This is a genomic window from Streptomyces xanthochromogenes (genome assembly GCF_014650455.1).
Lineage (GTDB): Bacteria > Actinomycetota > Actinomycetes > Streptomycetales > Streptomycetaceae > Streptomyces > Streptomyces xanthochromogenes.
On the sequence record NZ_BMUZ01000004.1, the window covers coordinates 187,926 to 204,988 of the forward strand.

Genomic DNA, 17,063 nt, shown 5'->3' on the forward strand with positions numbered 1-17,063 from the left:
GCCGCAGAGAAAATGACCCTATTGCTCCCATATCTGTCTCCCTTGCCGAGAGACGGGCAGAGGGACGCGTACAGACAGGCACCCAGACAGGAGTGTTCCGGATCGATGCTGACCCTCAACTCTTCGCAGATCGGTCCATCGGCTGCCCGCAAGGCCACGGCTCACTACTGTCGAGCGATGTGCCCGTGGGTCGACGCCGACGAAGTCGTCCTCGTGGTAGCCGAGTTGCTCGGCAACGCCATACGCCACACCCGAGGCCCCTGGCACCTCTCCCTGGACCAGCGGCAGGGGAAGCTCGTGGCCGCGGTGCGCGATCACAGCAACACGGCCCCCGTCCCCCGCTCCGGGGACCTCTGCGGCGGGGGCGGTTTCGGGCTCGGCATCGTGCGTCGGCCGGCCACCGACTTCAGGGTGATTCCTCATCAGCAGGGCAAGACCGTCCAGGCAAGCTGGAGCCGGACCCGGTAGCCGGGTCCCGACGTCCCGCCCTTACCGAGGGCCTGCGGCTCTCAACCAGCCGACCCAGCAGGGTGGTTGGAGTCCGCCAACGCGCGCCGCGGCCCCGCTACGGACGTCTCCTCACACGTTCCCCGGCGGACCACGAGCACCGCCCGGTCGTCCACGTGTCCCGTCAACGAGTCGCCCTGAGCCATGACGACGTTCGCGATCTCCGCGAGCGGCGCCGCGCGCCGGCGTTCGGCGACATCGCAGATCCCGGCAAGACCGGCGTCGATCGGCAGCTGCGGCCCCTCCACCAAGCCGTCCGTGACCAGGGCGAGCAGGTCGCCGGGTGCCATGTGAAGGACGTGTACGGGAAAATCGCTCCCCGCGAGCACCCCCAGCGGCGGGCCGCCCGGGTACTCGCGGACCTCGGCCCCGCCCTCGGCGGCGTGCACCAGCGGGACGTGCCCGGCCCGTGCGGTCATGACCCGGCCGTCCGGCGTGAGCAGTGCGTACAGACACGTCGCGAAGACCGGCAGCCGCATCTGCAGCATGAGGTCGTTGGTGCGGGCCAGCACCCGGTCCGGAGCCGGATCCTGCCAGGCGTACGCGTGCATCGCGGTCCGCACCTGCCCCATCAGTGCCGCGGCCTGCACACTGTGCCCCTGCACGTCGCCGATGATGCAGGCGGTGCTGCCGTCCGGCAGCGCGATGACGTCGTACCAGTCCCCGCCGACGTCCAGGCCGTGGTGAGCGGGGCTGTACCGGGCCTCGATCTCATAGCCCGGGGCGACCGGCAGCAGGGCGGGCAGCAGGTTGCGCTGTACGGTGCTGGCGAGTTCGGCCCGGGCGGACTGCAGCCGGATGCGCTCCCACGCCTGCCCCGCGAGATCCGCCATGACGCCGGCGAGGGTCTGCTCGTGGTCGGAGAGGTTGTGCGGACGGTCGAAGGTCACGACCCAGCCGCCGAGCGGGGAAGCGCCCTGGCCCCGCAGGGGGATCATGATGAAGGACTCGGCGGCCGTGGCGTCCAGCAACCCGTGGGCGAGTGGCCAGGACCGCCGGTAGTCGTCCCGGGTGGCGATGAACAGGGGCGTGCCCGTACGGATCGCCTCGGTCAGGGGCTTCGGGGCCTCCAGCGGCAGCCCGTGGAGCGAGCGGGCCAGCGCGGGATCGATCCCCGCGCCGAACGTCACCCGCAACCTCCCCTCCTCCGCGAACGCGAGCAGCGTTCCGTTCCCTCCGAAGGCGGGGGCCACCCGGTTGAGGATCGCCGTGGTCAGCTCGTCCTCCGTGGCGGCGGACACGAACGCCGCGGCGAGCTGCTGCACGAGGTCCCCGCGGCGCCGGGCGTCCGCGTGGGCCTTGAGCAGCGACTGGTGGCGCTCGACGGCCGCGGTGGTGTTGATCGTCGTCCCCACGACGCGTCGCTTGCCGTCGAACCCGAACCGGACCAGCCGGGCGAGGGTGCGCAGCCAGTGCGGGTCGCCGTGTTCGTCCGGCATCCGGAAGTCGACGTCCACCTGCCGGGCCCGCCCCTTGCGCAGCGCCCAGAACGCCTCCTCCACGCGGCCCACGTCGTCGGCGTACACGAGCCCGAGCAGTTCGGCGAGCGGCATCCGGTCGCCGGGGCCCACGCCGTTGTACAGGCGCTCACCGTCGAGCCAGCTGAACTCGTCCGCCTCCTCGTCGTACGTCCACAAGGAGTGGTCCGCCAGTACGGTCATGGAGCGCAGGGCCTCCCAGTGCAGCCACTCCCCCTCTTCCTCCTCCTCGATCTCCACCAGGAGCCCGTGTCCGCCGTCGCACCGGTCGAAGCGACGCGCCGACGTCATGCAGATGACCGCCCCGTCGGCATGGGCGTATTCGAGCGGCTGGCGGCAGGTGCGGCCGCCGCCTTCGAGAGCGTCCAGGAGCAGCTGGCGGGAGATGGCCACGCTGGTCGGGGCGAGCAGATCGGCGAAGCTGCGCCGCGGGGACCTGCCGTCGAGGAGGGCCGCCCGGGCCCGGGGGCTGGCCCGGATGAGCTCCCCCGCCCCGGCGGGCTCGTCCGCGGGAGCGAGCAGCATCCACATGCCGTCGACGCCGAGCGCCTCGTGGCGGGGGCAGCCGGGGGCGCCGGCGTCTACACACATGGACATCGACCTCGAAAGCGAACGGGCGCGGCAAGCCTCCCTGCGGGCGGGTCTTCCATCTCAGCCGACCGCCGCCCGGGCCGCCGCCCGCGAAGGTCATTTCCTGGTGGCCGAAGGTCCCCTACGACCCGTCAGGGTTCTGTGGCCGCTCTGCCCCGCGCGTCGTTGTGCGCCGGCGTGCCACGCCGAAAGGACGGATCTGCACGTCGTGGCTCCCGTCAGTCCTTCAGTCCTTACGCTCTGCCCGCTGATGGCGCAGGAGCCGTTCCTGCATGACGGGGTACGGCGTCGCCGCGGGAGGCGTGCCACCGTCGCGTACGTCCGTGGCGGCCCGCACGGCGGCGTCCATCGCGGCGCGGTAGGGCAGCGACCCCGTGCTGATGCGCCGCACGCCGAGCCGGGCCAGCTCCGCCATGGTGAGCGTGGGGTGGACCAGGGTGTTCACCGGTGCCGTGATGCCGTTCACCAGGTCATGCAGCTCGGCCGGGTCGGTCGCCCCGGGAATGAAGATGCCGTCAGCGCCCGCGGCCACGTACGCGGTGGCCCGCGCCAGGGTCTCCTCCACGGTGGCCCGCTGGCCGAGCCAGTACGTGTCGATGCGGGCGTTCACGAAGAGGTCGGGCGAGGTGCGCTTGATGGCTGCGATCTTGGCCGCGTGCAGTGCGGGCTCGATGAGCCTCTCGTCGGTGCTGTCCTCGATGTTGACGCCGTCGGCACCGAGGCCGGCGGCGTACTCCGCCACCCGCTCGGGGTCGTCGCCGTAGCCGTCCTCGATGTCGGCCGACAGGTGGAAGGGGGCGCTCCGCAGCTTCCGGGCGAGGGCTTGTGTGGCCTGCCTGCTGGCCCGGCCGCCGTCGGGGCTTCCGCCGGCGGCGGCGACCCCGAAGCTCGTGGTGCCGACGGCCGGGAAGCCGGCCTCCGCGAAGGCGAGCGCCGAGGCCACGTCCCAGGCGTTGGGCAGCAGGAGCGGGGCGGCTTGATGGTGCAGGTCTTTGAACGTCATGTCCGTGACGCCTTTCGGACGGGATGGCCGCGCGGGGAGTGCCCCGAGGGCACCAGGATGACTCGGCGGCGTTGCGTTGATCAACGGGGCGGGCTGTGGTCAGGGCCTCGCGCCGCCCCCGCCCGCCTCGGAGCCCGGCGAGAGGGGAGCTCGACAGGGCCGGGCACGGGCGGGCTGCGCCGGGCGGGTCACCTCGGGGCGCCGAGCGTTTCGGCCGGCCGCCGGCAGGTGATGCATGGGTGCCGGGATACCCGGATCAACCGCCGCCGCTCCCTTCACGTCGCCAATCGGAGGCCCGTCGTGCCACTGCGCTCTCGCCGTTCGCCGCTGTCCCGCCAGGGCGGGCGCGCGCTCGTCATGTTGCTCGCCGCCTCATTGGCGCTGGCGGGCCCCGCCGGAGCAACCCCCCGCGGCAACGGGGACGAGGCTCTCCGGAACCGCCTTCGCGAGCTGGTGGACCGTCCGGACGGCCCGCCCGGCGCCATCGCGGTGCTGCGGGACGGCGGCCGGGTACGGGTGATCCAGGCCGGGGTCGCCGAGGTCGGCACCCGGCGTGAGCCCCGCGCCTCCGACCACATGCGGCTGGCCAGCGCCTCCAAGGCGTACAGCGGTGCCGTCGCACTCCGTCTCGTCGACCGCGGGCTGCTCGGCCTTGACGACACCATCGCCCGCAGGCTGCCCGCGCTGCCGGCCGCCTGGGGCGATGTGACGCTGCGTCAACTCCTGCACCACACCAGCGGGTTGCCCGACTACAGCGCGGCTCCGGACTTCGTCGACCTGATCCGGGCCGATCCGCACCGGATCTTCGACTCCCGGCATCTGCTCGACTTCGTCGCCGACCAGGACCTCGAATTCGCCCCCGGCTCCCGCTACCACTACTCGAATTCCGACAACATCGCCGTTGCCCTGATGAGCGAGGCCGTGACGGGGCAGCGCTACGAGGACCTGCTGGCCTCGAAGGTCTTCCGGCCCCTCGGCCTCGCCCACACCAGCCTCCCCGCCGGCTACCGCCTGCCCAACCCGTATCTGCACGGCTACGACGTGGAGCCGGGCAGCCCGCCCCAGGACGTCTCCACCCTATTCGGCGCCTCCGGGGCCTGGGCCTCGGGCGGCATGGTGGCCACTCCTGCGGACTTCAACACCTTCATGGCCGGCTACGCGGGCGGCAGGCTGATCAGCGAGGCAACCCGGAAGCAGCAGCGATCCTTCATCGCGGGCGCCTCCGAGCCGGCCGGCCCCGGCACCAACCGGGCAGGGCTGGGAATCTTCGCGTACAAGACCCGGTGCGGGGTGGTGTACGGGCACACCGGCAACACCGCGGGCTACACCCAGTTCGGCGCGGGCACACCGGACGGCCGCCGCAGCGTCACCCTTTCCATCACCTCACAGGTGAACCAGGAGAACACCCCCGATCTGCTCGCCCACCTGCGCGACGTCGAGGAGGACTTCGTCTGCGCCCTTCTCGGCTCGCCCTCGAAACCCTGACCCGCGACGAGGGCCACGGACGCCCCTCAGGGGTCCGGGACCCCTCGCCCCCGGAGTGCTACTTGCGGACGACCGTGGTGAGCAGGCCCGTCCGGAGGTCGTAGACGTGTCCCGAGACCTCGACATCGGCCGACAACAGCGGGAAGGAGCGCAGCAGGTCGACGTCCCGGCGCACGGTCACGGCCGGATCGAGGACGGCCAGGGCGGCGATCGTGGAGTCGTCGTAGCCGCCCCGGCTCACGAAGTCCCGGCGGAGCTCGTCGTCGGCGAACAGGGCTGATCCGCAGTCGGTGTGGTGGATCACGGCCAGCTCGAACCAGTCGGCGTCCGGCGTCTTGGCCTCGTGCAGATGGCCGATCCAGGCCACGTCCCGCAGGGTGGCGGGAGTGACCCGCCCGCCGACGTTGCGCAGCACGATGGCCTCGCCGAGTTCGACACCGAGGATCGCGGCGGGCTCCACCCGGGGGTCGAGACAAGTGATGACGAACGTCTGCTTGAAGGGGATGAAGGGGATCTCCGGCACCTTGAGGTGGGCGTCGGTGTGCGCGAAGGCATTGTTGCGCTCGATGTACGTGGCGAAGGGGGACACGATCTGCTCCTATGACGCAATTCTGTTGTGAGTAAAGCGAGTTGAGGGTCGGAGGCCGGTGGTCTCAGCGGTTCGGGGACCTCAGGAGAGGGCGCAGCGCACGGCCTCCAGGACGACTTCCGTGACTTCGCGCGGATGCGAGACCGGGACCGCGTGCGAGGACTCGACCTCGACGATGTTCGATCCCGCCCGCCGGGCCGTGAATCCGAGGAGTTGCGGAGGGAGCGACAGGTCCCGGGTCGAGACCAGTGCCCAGGACGGCAGGTCGTGCCAAGTGGCCCGCGCCGGAAGGGTTTCGGTCAGTGCGGCCGGATCGATGGGGCGTTGAGCCGCAGCCATCACCGACACGACGTCCGGAGTCACGTCACCGGCATACACCTCGCCGAACGCCTCCGGCTTGAGATACATGTCGTTGCCGCCCGGGCGGGGGACGACGGTCGTGGTCGCCGGTCCGAGCTTGCTGCCGGGGAACTTCTCGTTGAGCTCGGCAGAGCTCTCCCCCGCGTCGGGCTGGAACGCGGCGATGAACACCAGCGCCTTCACCTTCGGATCCAGGGTGGCGGGATGCGAGATGACGGAGCCCGCGTAGGAGTGCGCGACGAGCACGATCGGGCCGGGCACGCTCTCCAGGAAACTCGCCAGATACGCGGCGTCCGATGCGAGGCCGCGAAGGGGCAGCGAAGGTGCGACGACGTGGTGTCCGGCCGCCTGCGTCCGCCGGATCACCCCATGCCATACGGACGCGTCCGTCAGCGCGCCGTGAACCAGCACGATCGTCGGGGACTGGCTGTTCGTAGCGTTCATGGAACCCCTTCCTCGTTCGAGGGCCGGGAGGCCGCCGTCAAAGACAGAACGTTCGTTCTCCCTTTGACGCTACGGACCCCTTGCTCCGGTGTCAACAGAACGTTCTGTCTCTGCGCTCTCTACACTGGCCCCATGTCCACTACGCCCCCGAGCCCCCGTGAACGCCTGCTGGAGACGGCAAGCCGCTTGTTCTACGCCGAGGGCATCCACACCGTTCCAGTCGATCGCCTGGTCACCCAGGCCGATGTCACCCGGGCCACGTTCTACCGGCACTTCCCCGCCAAGGAGGACCTGGTGGTGGCCTATCTGCGCGCGACCGACGCCCGCCTGCGCGGCGCCGTCGAGACCGCTGTCGCCCGGGGAGCCGCCGAACAGGGCGTCTCGGCGGTCCTCGACCTCATCGGCGAGACGACGTGCGCGGCCGGCTTCCGGGGCTGCCATTTCATCAACGCCGCCGCGGAGTACCCGGACGCCTCCGACCCCGTACGCGAGGCGATCGCCGAACACCGCGCCTGGTTCCAGCAGACGGTCACCGAGCTGGCGGCCCGGGCGGGCCACCCCGACCCCGCCTACGCCGGTCGCGTCCTGGTGCTCCTCCACGACGGCGCTCTGGCCGGCGCGCAGCTCGACGATCCCGAGGCTGTCCGTGCCACGGTGCGCCGGGCGGGCCACGACCTGCTGGGTCTGCCCCACTGACCCTCGCCGATCAGCCCGGCCGGCCCTTCTGCGGGCCGGCAAGTGGTCGGCGCAAAGAAGGGCCAGGTGGTCTGGTGAGGCCCGCCCGCTCCTGCCTAACGTCAGCCGTGGCCATCGCACCGACCGCACGCAGTGCCGCGGGGTGTCCGGCCTTCGCCACGTTACCGGGGGGACGTCAGATGTCTGCGGTCGGCAGTTCGGGGCTCTTGGGGAGCCGGTTCGACGCGCTTGCGAGCAACACGATCGACTACTGGATGCTGCCGGACGATCCGTCCCTGACCAACCACGGCGTGCTCGACGCCGTATCGGCGGCGCCCGTTCTGCCCGACGCCTCCCTGCAGCTCTACATCCACGTACCGATCTGCGCGCAGAACTGCACCTTCTGTGCGTTCACCGGCGCGAACAGCATCAGCTACAAGATGGCGGAGCGCTATTCGAAGCTGGTGATGTGGCAGCTGACGGACCTCATGGACCGCGTCCAGGTGAAAGGCCGTCACATCAGCTCCGTACACATCGGCGGAGGCAGTCCGGACCTGCTCGGGTCCCATGTCGGCAGAATCCTCGAAGGCGTCAGGGCATTGCCGGGCTGCACCGACGCCACCGAGTTCTCCGTCGAGATGACGCTGAGCACCACTCGGCCCGAGTTCATCGAGGAGCTGGTCCGTCACGACGTGACCAAGGCGTCCTTCGGAATCCAGACCCTCGACCCGGACCTGCGGACGCACATGCGCCAGCCGCGCTCGCTCACGCACCTCTCGAAGGTGCTCGACATGATCGACGGCCGTATCCCCGTCATCAACGCCGACCTCATCACCTGCCTGCCGGGCCAGTCCCTCGCCATGGCCCTCGACGACCTCCAAGCCCTCATCGAGCACCCCTCGATCAACGCGATCAGTTCCTACCTGTTGACGTCCGGCGCCTCTCCGTCCCTGATCGGCGGGCTGCTCTCGGGTGCCCTGCCGGAGCAGGCGTCCCCGCACGACCGCGCGCTCATGCGCCTCAACACGTACGGAACCCTGTTGCGCCAGGGGTGGGTGCGGCGCGGCACCAACACGTACATCGACCCGTCCGCCGTGCCCGCGCCCACGCTGGACAAGATCAGCGGCAACGAGTGCCTGGGGCAGAGCCACCATGCGGCGTTTCTGCTGGGCGTCGGTGCGAGCGCGATCTCCAGCATGCCCGGCGTCCGGCTGGAGCAGGTGAGCTCCCTGGGCCAGTGGATGGCGGCAGCGGAACGCAAGGAGCACCCGCTGCACCTGCCCAAGTGCGCCACCGTCCCACAGGCCGACGCCGCGCTGTGGGTCTTCCCCCTGCGGCACGAGGGTCTGCCGCAGCATCGATACGACTGGATGCTGGCGAACGGTGCGCTCGACGACGAACAGGTCCGGACCCTCCAGGCCCTCTGCGGCGAAGGCCTGGTGCGGCACACGAACGCGGGGTACGAACTCACCGTCCTGGGCGAGGTCTTCATGGGTCACCTGGTACGTCTGCTGAAGAAGGAGGCCAACCGCAAGGCCGTCGACGACTACATCGGCGAAGGCCTCGCGCTGGGCAGGGCGATCGCCGTCGGCGAGCTCAAGGACCGCCGCGACGTGAACAACCGCCAGGTCGCCGACCTCCATCTGCGCGAGATCGGCGTCGCTTCGACACCGTGACGAGGGGCTTGTTACCGTCCCCGGATGAGTACCACGGGGGATGCGCCGGGACCGTACGTCCAAGGCGGCCGGAACGAAGTCGAACGGCCCGAAAACCGTGCCCTGCGGATCAGCTTCTACGGTGCGATCACCGCGGTGCTGGCGGGCAGCGGCAGCATGTGGACGAGCGGTGCGGTCATCTACATGCCGCTGACCACCGCCTGGTTCCTCTTCGTGGAGGGCTGCAGCATCACCGCGGTGGTCGCGGGCCACAGAGCCCGTCGCCAGGCCAAACGCCATGGCCTGCCCGGCCGTTGGTGGGCGCTGCTGTCCATCACGACCGGCTGGCTATGCGGCCTCGCCGCCCTCCTGGTCATGCTGTTGGTCGCCGGCGTCACGCTCGGCATCATGGCGGTCTTCCTGTCGTGATCCGACCCTGACAGCCCCCGCGGGGACCGCCGGAGAGGGCCTCGCGAGCTGCAACACCGCCACAACACCGCTGCTGCGGAAGCACAGTTGGCGACGAAAGCCATCTCGCCCGGGCGCGACCGCCGGTTCTGCCCGATCCGGGCCTCCTGGGACGCCGACTGATTCCAGCCCTGACGGTCTTGTCAGGTTTCGAACAAACTCCTACAGTCCGTGACACAACCAACCATGGAACCGCTCCCACGGTCCTGGTGCTGGTCCTGGTCAATCCGAGCAAGGGAGCCGCGATGTTCTCTGCACGTGTGAGATCCCCCCGCTGGGTGGGCGTGATACTCGCCGCCCTTTCGATGCTTCTGCTGGGGCAGCCACCTGCACATGCCTCCTCCTGGGGCACGCCGCAGACGGTCAATTCCTGGAACGTCATCAATGGACGATGGACCGCCAACCACGAACTGGAGACGTACACACCCGACTGCGTCTGGTACGAAGGCAGCACCCTGATCATCAAGACGTACAACGCGGGTGGCGGCCAGTACCGTTCCGGACGCGTCGAGTCCAAGTCGCTCTACGGATACGGCACTTACAGCTTCACGGCGAGCATGCCGAACGGGCGGGGGCTTCTGCCCGCGGTCTGGGGCGCCTATCTGAACCCGTGGTTGCCCGAGATGGATGCGGCCGAGATCGTCGGACAGAACCCCACCGCCGTCTACCAGACCTTCCACGACACCAACAACGGCCAGACCCAGTGGGCCCGGAACAACGCCTCGGCCTGGACCAACAGCTTCCACACCTATTCGTTCTCCTGGTGGCCCGACCACATCGACTTCTGGGTGGACGGCGGCTTCAGCGGCACCAAGTGGTACACCACGCCGCCCGGTACCGGCATGCACTTCATCGTCAACACCGCGGTGGGCGGCGACTGGCCCGGCAATCCCGACGCCTCCACCTGGGCCACCGCCGACGGAGCCCGGTACCTGAAGGTCTCCTCGATCACCTACACGCCCTACTACCCCTGACGACGCCGACGCGATCGCTCATGGAGTCACTCGCGAACCGGGACGGGCCCGCTCCCACCCCCGCCGAACCGGTGGATCGGGCCGTCCTCGGTGAACGCCGACCAGCCGGGGTCGCCTGTCCGGGCAAACGCGACCCACGTCGCGTGCATCTCGTCGGCCAGCGCGGTAGGCGGTTCGGGCTGCCCCAGCAGCCCTCGCTCACCGCGCAGCGCCGGGAGGCCCAGGCGGTCGAACACGAAGGGGAGTTCCACCGTGTGGGCAGCACCGAGCGTGCCCTCGACGGCCGGTGACCGCCAGGCGAATTCGTAGACGTGGGCACGGCCATGGGCCTCGGCCAGTCCCCGGCTGCCGGCGCCGAACAGCGCATCCCCGAGCAGTGCCGAGCGCACCTCACCGGGCCCGGCGGCCGGATGCCGGGCCCGGTGGGCCGTGAGGAACGAGCCGGCGGCGCCGTGGGCGGCGGCCGTCGCGCGCACGTCCTCCTCGGTGGACGTCGTCAAGCTGCCCTGGGGTGCCAGGTAGAGGTTCCCCTCCTCGGCGTTGGTCCCGATGAGCAGATCCACGTCCGCAAGCGGGCTCTCGGCCGGCTGTCGTTCCAGTACGAGACCGAAGGGGCTGAGGCCCATGAGAGGGTCCGGCCGATCGGCCGTCCGCAGGTCGAGCCCGCCCAGTTCGGGCACGGTCCGGACAAACCTCTCGTCGGGCACGTCGGCGAAGGCCACGGCCGTCGGTGCGATGCCCAGCACTCCCGCCGCCCTGCGCGTCACCCGCGACGCCTGCTCGGGGGAGAACGCCCCCAGCCCACTGCCGCTCTGCACGATCGCGCGCTTGACGAGCCCCGAGGCGGCGGGCGCGGCAAGCACGGCCCCCACGATCGTGGCTCCCGCGGACTGGCCGAACAGGGTGACGTTGCCAGGATCGCCGCCGAAGGCCGCGATGTCGTCCCGGACCCAGTGCAGCGCCGCGATGACATCCAGCAGGCCGCGGTTGGCGGGCGCGCCGGGAAGGTCCAGGAAGCCCGCGATGCCGAGCCGGTAGTTGAGCGTGACGAGGACCACCCCGTCGCGGGCGAAGGCGGCGCCGTCGTACAGTCCCGCGCCGGTCGAACCCGCCACGAAGCCGCCGCCGTGCACGAACACCATCACCGGGCTGCGGTACGCCTCCCTCGGTGCCCAGACGTTCACCGTGAGGTGGTCGTCGCCACGGACCCAGCCCGGACCGAAGTACGGCGACATGTCGAGGCCACCGAACGCGTCCCGGCGTGGCTGAGGCGCGGTGGGACCGAGCTCAAGGGCATCGCGCACACCCGTCCACGGCTCGTGGGGGCGCGGCGCCGCGAAACGGCCCGCACCCCGCGGCGGCGCGGCGTAGGGAAGGGCGAGGAACCGCCGGACCTCCTCACCGCCGGAGTCGGCGATGTCACCTCGTACGCGGCCGGTGCTGGTCGTCACGATCGGGTGGGACATGGGTCTTCGACTCTCCTTCACATGGGGTCGGTCTGTGCCGGTGCCGAGGGGGCTTCACATGGGTGGAGCCGTGTCGGTGGCGACGGGGCACTGTTCGAGCTCGGGCTGGGTCTCGGGCTCGGTCTCAGTCTCGGTATGGGGAGCATGAGAGTTCAGAGCCGGGCGAAGGGGGCCCAGGCCGCGATGTCGAACGTGTCACCGCTTCGGACGACCTCGGCGCCGCCCGCTCCGCCCCAATGCGCGGGCAGCACAAGCGAGTTGGTTTCGCTCGCCCGCCCCAGCAGGCGCCGCCGTGTGGCTATGGTTTCGGCCGGGTTCTCGCAGAAGCAGCTGTTGACGTCGGGAGCGACGGACTGCAGCGGCGAATGCAACAGGTCGCCGACGAACAGCGCGCGGTCACTGCCCGATGTGAGCGCCAGCACCGAGGAACCCGGTGTGTGACCCGGCGCGAGTTCCAGCCGGAGATTGCCGTCGATGGTGTGGCTCTCGTCCCACAACAGTGTCTGCCCCGCCTCGTGCACCGGCGCCACGCTGTCCTCGAACACGTTCTGGTTCCCGCGCCCGAGCCTGGGGACGTGACCGTTCTCCGGGTTCCAGAAGTCGAAGTCGCGCGCCGGCATCAGATAGGTGGCGTTCGGGAAGGTCGGCACCCAAGTACGGCCCTCCAGACGGGTGTTCCAGCCGACGTGATCGACGTGCAGATGCGTGTTGATCACCAGATCGACATCGTCGGGATGGACGCCCGCCTTGGCGAGCTCACCGAGGAAGTCGCCCTGGCGGCGGCTCCAGATCGGCGTGTAGGGGCGTTCCTTGTCGTTGCCGACACCGGTGTCGACCAGGATGGTCCTGCCTTCGCTGCGCAGCACCCAGGTCTGGATCGCGCTGATGCACACATCCGAGGCGAGGTCGACGAAGTCCGGCTCCAGCCACGCCGCGTGCTGTCGCCAGGCCGCTTCCGGCGCATCGGGGAAGAAGCTCGCCGGAGCCAACTCGACCGACCCGTAGTACTCGACGGCCCTGGCTACCGAGACGTCACCGAGAACGATTTCCTGCATGAGCGTGGTCCTGTCCGTGGGAGGAGAGAGGAGGAAGGAAGTGCTGCCAACCTCCCCCCGGGCCGTGTTCGGCACCAGCCCCGGCCCGTGCCTAGGCACAGCAGGGGCAGGCTGGCATGGGGCGGTGCGGGCATAATCGAGGACATGGCGCTCTCCCAGCAGCTCAGCGAGTTCCTACGGGCCCGAAGGGCACAGGTGAGTCCCGCGGACGTGGGACTGCCCGAACTGCCGGGCACCCGGCGGGTGTCGGGACTGCGCCGCGAGGAACTGTCACAGCTCGCGGGCGTCAGCGTCTCCTACTACACCCGCCTTGAGCAGGGCCAGTCGGTCAACGCGTCCGACGGTGTCCTCGACGCGCTGGCCAGCGCCCTGCGCCTGGACGAGCACGAGCGCGCGCATCTGCGCGAGCTCGCCTCGCGGCGGCGACGCCCTCTCGGCCCGCCTCCGGCGGAGAACGTGGACACGCTGACCCGCGACCTCCTGCGCTCGGTGGGGAACACTCCGGCGCTCGTGCTCGGCCGTCGCTCTGACGTGCTGGCCTGGAATCCCCCGGCACACGCCCTGCTGGCCGGCCACCTCTCCCCCACCGCACCCGACCGCCCCGAGGACCGGCCCAACCTCTCCCGCATGCTGTTCCTCGACCGGCCCACCAGAGAGCTGTACGTGAACTGGGGACGCAAGGCGCGGGCTGTCGTGGGGAACCTGCGGCAGGTCGCCGGACGCCATCCCGATGACGCACTCCTCGCGTCGCTGATCGGTGAACTGTCCATCCAGTCAGCCGAGTTCACCAGATTGTGGGGCGATCACCGCGTCCGGCCGTGCGAAGCGGACGAGTACCGACTGCGCCACCCTCTGGTCGGCGAGTTGACCGTCACCCAGCAGATCCTCGTTCCCGCCCGCTCCCCCGAGCAGTCACTCGTGCTGGTCACCACGGATGCGGGCTCCACCTCCCAGGACGCACTCACGCTCCTGCGTGGTTACGCGTCCTGAGCCCGTTCACGTCACGAGTCAGCGGTGGCGCGGCCCGACGGAGGCGCGGCCCGAAAGGCGAGGGCACCGACCCACTTGTGATGGATTCGTGAAGGCGCGGGACGGTGTGCAACGGGCCGGGCCGTCGACCCATCTGGATGGACGGCAGTGGGCTCCGTCGACCCCACACAGGGCAGCACACGTGCGACGCTCACCGCCTCGTTCCACGACACGTCCCGCTTCGGACAAGCGACTTCGTATCCCATCCTGAAGGAGCAGTCTCCTTGACCACTCACTTAAGACGAGGCATCCGCCCTCGCGCACTGCTGGCCATCCTCGCAGCGCTGTGCGGCATCGTCGGTGCCACCGCGCTCGGCACCACACCGGCGTCCGCGGCCGACCAACGGCATGCGATCTACGCCATCGCCCACCGCGTCGACACCCTGGACGGGGTGGACGCGGCACTCAAGCACGGGGCCAACGGCATCGAGATCGACGTCTGTGCCTGGTGGAACCCCAACGAATGGCGTGCTTACCACGACTGCTCGTCGGCCGGTGACAACCGCCTTGGCCCCAGCTTCGACAGCATGATCGACCGCATCGTCTCCAACGCCAACGCAGGCCGCCGCCTCGCCCTGGTGTGGCTGGACATCAAGGACCCCAACTACTGCGGGGAAGCCCCCAATCGCACGTGCAGCGTCGCCGGACTGCGCGACAAGGCACAGCGCCTGACCGCGGCCGGCATCCAGGTGCTCTACGGGTTCTTCGAGTACCACGGCGGCAGCACCCCCGACGTCGGCGGGCGGGGCTGGCAGAGCCTGGAGGGCAAGCTCGGCCCCCTGGAGGGCATCACCACGACCGGCACCCGCGACCAGGTCATGGGCGCCTTCAACCGCTCCGGGTCGGGGTTCCCGAACGGCCGTCGGGTGATGGACTACGGCGACACCGACATCACCAACGGCTTCGGGAATTGCACGGAGGCCACCTGGAACACGTGCGCCGAGCTCAAGAAGGGCGCCTCGGACCGGTCCGCCGGGCGACTCGCGGCAACGTTGTCGTGGACGACCACGTACAACGACCCCTGGTACGTCGACAAGCTCCTCGGCGACGCACGCGTGGACGGCATCATCGCGGGCTACGGCGCCTTCACGGGCGTGCGCGAGTACGACGACAGCTGGCAGTGCGCCAATGCGGTCAACCTCGTGCGGGACTGGGTGAACAAGCACAGCTCCACCCACCGCATGGCCAACAGTTCCGACCGCCTCTTCAAGTAGCGGCCGGACTCGGGTGCGAGGCCCTACCGCCTCGCGCCCCGTGGGGAGTTGAGACCGTCGACCGGAGCCCCGGCCGACGGTCTTCGCCGCGGCACAGCGGCGAGACGGCGTCGTCGTCGGCCCATCGAGGAGGCGGCCGTGCCCTACTTCGGCGCCTGGAAGCCCCCGATGCTCAGTTCCAGGAGTTCGGCCAGACGCAGCGGGGTGCGGTCTTCGAACATGGGCCCGATGAGCTGCACGCCGACCGGCAGGCCCTGCGCGGACCGCCCCGTCGGTACGGCGGTGGCGGGGAGGCCCGGCATGGTGGCCAGACCGGCCCACACGAGCTGGTCGAAGTAGGGGTACTCGACGCCGTCTATGTCGATCCGGCGTTCCAGCGGATCGGGGTGGTGGTCGTGCGGGAACGCCGGCGTGGGGGTGATGGGGCACACCACGACGTCGAACCGGGCGAAGAGCTGCCGCCAACCGTGGCGGTGCACCTCCCTGCGGTTGGCCACCTCGATCCAGTCCCGATGGCTCAGGACCATCCCGCGCAGCCCCGCCGCATCGAGGCTCAGGTCGTCCGCGTCCAGCCGGGCGGCGCGTTCCTGCAGCTGCTCGAACGCCTCGACCGGGAAGTGCGCGGTGGCTCCGGAGAACAGCAACTGCCGGTATATCAGGGCGGCTTCGGCCAGATCGGGCAGTAGACGGCTGCCCCGTTCGACGTGGGCACCGCCGTCGGCGAGAGCGTCCGCCACCCGGTTCACACCCGCGCGGACAGCCTCTCCGGTCGGAATGAAGGGATGGTCTTCGAGGACCAGGACCCGGAAGTCGCCGAGCCGGTCGTGGCGGGCGGGCGGCAGCGTCACGTCGTGTGCGACGCCGAACGTCAACGGGTCCGGCCCGGTCATGACATCGAGCAGGAGCGTCAGGTCCCGGGCCGTGCGCGCCATCGGGCCGACCACGGCGAGGTCCAGTTCCGTCGGCAGGGCCGGCGCGGTGGGCGACACCATCCCGCGGGTCGCCGCGAGGCCGATGGTCGGCTTGTGCGCGTAGACACCACAGAAGTGTGCCGGGGTGCGCAGCGATCCGGCGAGGTCGGAGCCGATGGACAGCGCGCCGAATCCGGACGCCAGGGCCGCGGCCGATCCGCCGGAGGATCCACCCGGCGTACGACCGTGATCCCAGGGGTTGTTGGTGGTGCCGTAGATCCCGTTGAAGGACTGGATGTCCTGCAGCCCCACGGGCACGTTGGTCTTGCCGAGCACGACCGCGCCGACGGCCTTGAGCCGGGAGACCTGTACCGCGTCCTCGGCCGGCAGGTAGTCGCGGTGCGGCGGCATGCCCCAAGTGGTGGGCAGTCCGGCGACGTTGTACGACTCCTTGACCGTCACCGGGACGCCGAGCAGCGGTCGGACGTCGCCGCGGGCGCGTGCCTCGTCGGCGTCACGTGCCGCGGCCCGGGCGCGGTCGAAGTCCGGCACACAGATCGCGTTGACCGCCTTGTCGTCCCGCTCGATGCCCGAGATCGCTTCATCGGTCAGCTGCGCCGAGGTCACTTCACCGGTGCGCAGGGCAGCGCCGAGTTCTTCGGCCGTTCGAAAGTTCCAGTCCATGAACGGGACCGTACGGGTGGGTGCGAGGAGCCACGAAATGTTGCTCGGCGCAACGGGGTTGGCACCTCGGATGGGGGTTCCGGGGGGGGGCGTCGGCCGCCGACGCGCGTGCCGGGCCTACGGACCGCCCGGCACGCGCTACCGACTCAGGAACAGCTGCAGTTGCAGCAGTTCGGGGGCGGTGCGCAGCAGAAGGACGCACTCACCTCCGTCATGCCGTGACCTGCGGTGAGCGACTGGCTGTGCTCGTCCCCGGCCAGCGAGTCCAGGTCGAGGTCCAGCGCGAGGTCGGCCACCGCATCAGCGAGCGAGGGTGAGCCGTTGCTGTACTCGTTCATCAAAGCCCTCCTTTCGATCCGAATGGAGCATCAACAGGCCTATTTGGACGTCCAGTTGGGACACTAGCGGGACAATTGTGAACTGTGAAGGGGGTGGACTAGACCATTCGCCTCCGCTAGTGTCGGCCGCCCGGAGG

Annotated in this window: 16 protein-coding genes; 8 read left to right on the forward strand and 8 right to left on the reverse strand. The window is 70.1% G+C overall.

The window, feature by feature from the left end:
• Positions 1–105: 105 nt before the first annotated feature.
• Positions 106–468 (forward strand): ATP-binding protein, encoded by a 363-nt coding sequence (locus tag IE267_RS11795; RefSeq protein ID WP_189763158.1) that lies wholly within the window; start codon positions 106–108, stop codon positions 466–468.
• A 41-nt stretch (positions 469–509) separates the two neighbouring features.
• Here IE267_RS11795 and IE267_RS11800 read toward each other — a convergent pair whose 3' ends face one another.
• Positions 510–2,576 carry a SpoIIE family protein phosphatase gene (locus IE267_RS11800; protein ID WP_189763159.1) on the reverse strand — a complete coding sequence of 689 codons (2,067 nt, stop codon included), beginning with the start codon at positions 2,574–2,576 and terminating at the stop codon, positions 510–512.
• Between the two features lie 226 nt (positions 2,577–2,802).
• Positions 2,803–3,579 carry an isocitrate lyase/PEP mutase family protein gene (locus IE267_RS11805; RefSeq protein ID WP_189763160.1) on the reverse strand — a complete coding sequence of 259 codons (777 nt, stop codon included), beginning with the start codon at positions 3,577–3,579 and terminating at the stop codon, positions 2,803–2,805.
• A 300-nt stretch (positions 3,580–3,879) separates the two neighbouring features.
• Between IE267_RS11805 and IE267_RS11810 the strand changes: the two genes are divergently transcribed.
• A complete protein-coding gene (locus IE267_RS11810; protein ID WP_229861032.1) occupies positions 3,880–5,064 on the forward strand; it encodes a serine hydrolase domain-containing protein in 1,185 nt (394 codons plus the stop codon).
• A gap of 58 nt (positions 5,065–5,122) precedes the next feature.
• Here the strand turns inward: IE267_RS11810 and IE267_RS11815 are convergent, their stop codons facing one another.
• Both IE267_RS11815 and IE267_RS11820 read right to left on the reverse strand, forming a co-directional pair.
• On the reverse strand, positions 5,123–5,653 hold the full coding sequence (locus IE267_RS11815) for a carbonic anhydrase (protein ID WP_229861033.1): 531 nt from the start codon (positions 5,651–5,653) through the stop codon (positions 5,123–5,125).
• An 81-nt stretch (positions 5,654–5,734) separates the two neighbouring features.
• On the reverse strand, positions 5,735–6,457 hold the full coding sequence (locus IE267_RS11820) for an alpha/beta fold hydrolase (RefSeq protein WP_167151728.1): 723 nt from the start codon (positions 6,455–6,457) through the stop codon (positions 5,735–5,737).
• A 132-nt stretch (positions 6,458–6,589) separates the two neighbouring features.
• Between IE267_RS11820 and IE267_RS11825 the strand changes: the two genes are divergently transcribed.
• From IE267_RS11825 to IE267_RS11840, 4 genes are all read left to right on the forward strand, one after another.
• Positions 6,590–7,153, forward strand: coding sequence for a TetR/AcrR family transcriptional regulator (locus tag IE267_RS11825; RefSeq protein WP_167151730.1), 564 nt, complete (start codon positions 6,590–6,592; stop codon positions 7,151–7,153).
• A gap of 179 nt (positions 7,154–7,332) precedes the next feature.
• Entirely contained in the window at positions 7,333–8,808 is a 1,476-nt protein-coding gene (locus IE267_RS11830) for a radical SAM protein (protein WP_167151732.1), read from the forward strand.
• 24 nt (positions 8,809–8,832) lie between these two features.
• Positions 8,833–9,216, forward strand: a complete 384-nt coding sequence (locus IE267_RS11835; RefSeq protein WP_167151734.1) for a DUF4190 domain-containing protein — start codon at positions 8,833–8,835, stop codon at positions 9,214–9,216.
• 299 nt (positions 9,217–9,515) lie between these two features.
• On the forward strand, positions 9,516–10,229 hold the full coding sequence (locus tag IE267_RS11840) for a glycoside hydrolase family 16 protein (RefSeq protein ID WP_229861035.1): 714 nt from the start codon (positions 9,516–9,518) through the stop codon (positions 10,227–10,229).
• 26 nt (positions 10,230–10,255) lie between these two features.
• On the opposite strand, the gene IE267_RS11845 is transcribed toward IE267_RS11840, so the two are convergent.
• Positions 10,256–11,695 carry a carboxylesterase/lipase family protein gene (locus tag IE267_RS11845; RefSeq protein WP_189763161.1) on the reverse strand — a complete coding sequence of 480 codons (1,440 nt, stop codon included), beginning with the start codon at positions 11,693–11,695 and terminating at the stop codon, positions 10,256–10,258.
• Between the two features lie 152 nt (positions 11,696–11,847).
• Positions 11,848–12,750, reverse strand: a complete 903-nt coding sequence (locus IE267_RS11850) for an MBL fold metallo-hydrolase (RefSeq protein ID WP_167151741.1) — start codon at positions 12,748–12,750, stop codon at positions 11,848–11,850.
• A 144-nt stretch (positions 12,751–12,894) separates the two neighbouring features.
• Here IE267_RS11850 and IE267_RS11855 point away from each other — a divergent pair, with 144 nt between their 5' ends.
• Both IE267_RS11855 and IE267_RS11860 read left to right on the forward strand, forming a co-directional pair.
• Positions 12,895–13,740, forward strand: coding sequence for a helix-turn-helix transcriptional regulator (locus tag IE267_RS11855; RefSeq protein WP_189763162.1), 846 nt, complete (start codon positions 12,895–12,897; stop codon positions 13,738–13,740).
• 263 nt (positions 13,741–14,003) lie between these two features.
• On the forward strand, positions 14,004–14,993 hold the full coding sequence (locus tag IE267_RS11860) for a PI-PLC domain-containing protein (RefSeq protein ID WP_167151745.1): 990 nt from the start codon (positions 14,004–14,006) through the stop codon (positions 14,991–14,993).
• A 143-nt stretch (positions 14,994–15,136) separates the two neighbouring features.
• Here the strand turns inward: IE267_RS11860 and IE267_RS11865 are convergent, their stop codons facing one another.
• Together IE267_RS11865 and IE267_RS11870 are read right to left on the reverse strand one after the other, a co-directional pair.
• Positions 15,137–16,588, reverse strand: coding sequence for an amidase (locus IE267_RS11865; RefSeq protein ID WP_189763163.1), 1,452 nt, complete (start codon positions 16,586–16,588; stop codon positions 15,137–15,139).
• Between the two features lie 146 nt (positions 16,589–16,734).
• Positions 16,735–16,926, reverse strand: a complete 192-nt coding sequence (locus IE267_RS11870) for a thiomuracin/GE37468 family thiazolyl RiPP peptide (RefSeq protein WP_161256881.1) — start codon at positions 16,924–16,926, stop codon at positions 16,735–16,737.
• Between the last annotated feature and the right edge of the window lie 137 nt (positions 16,927–17,063).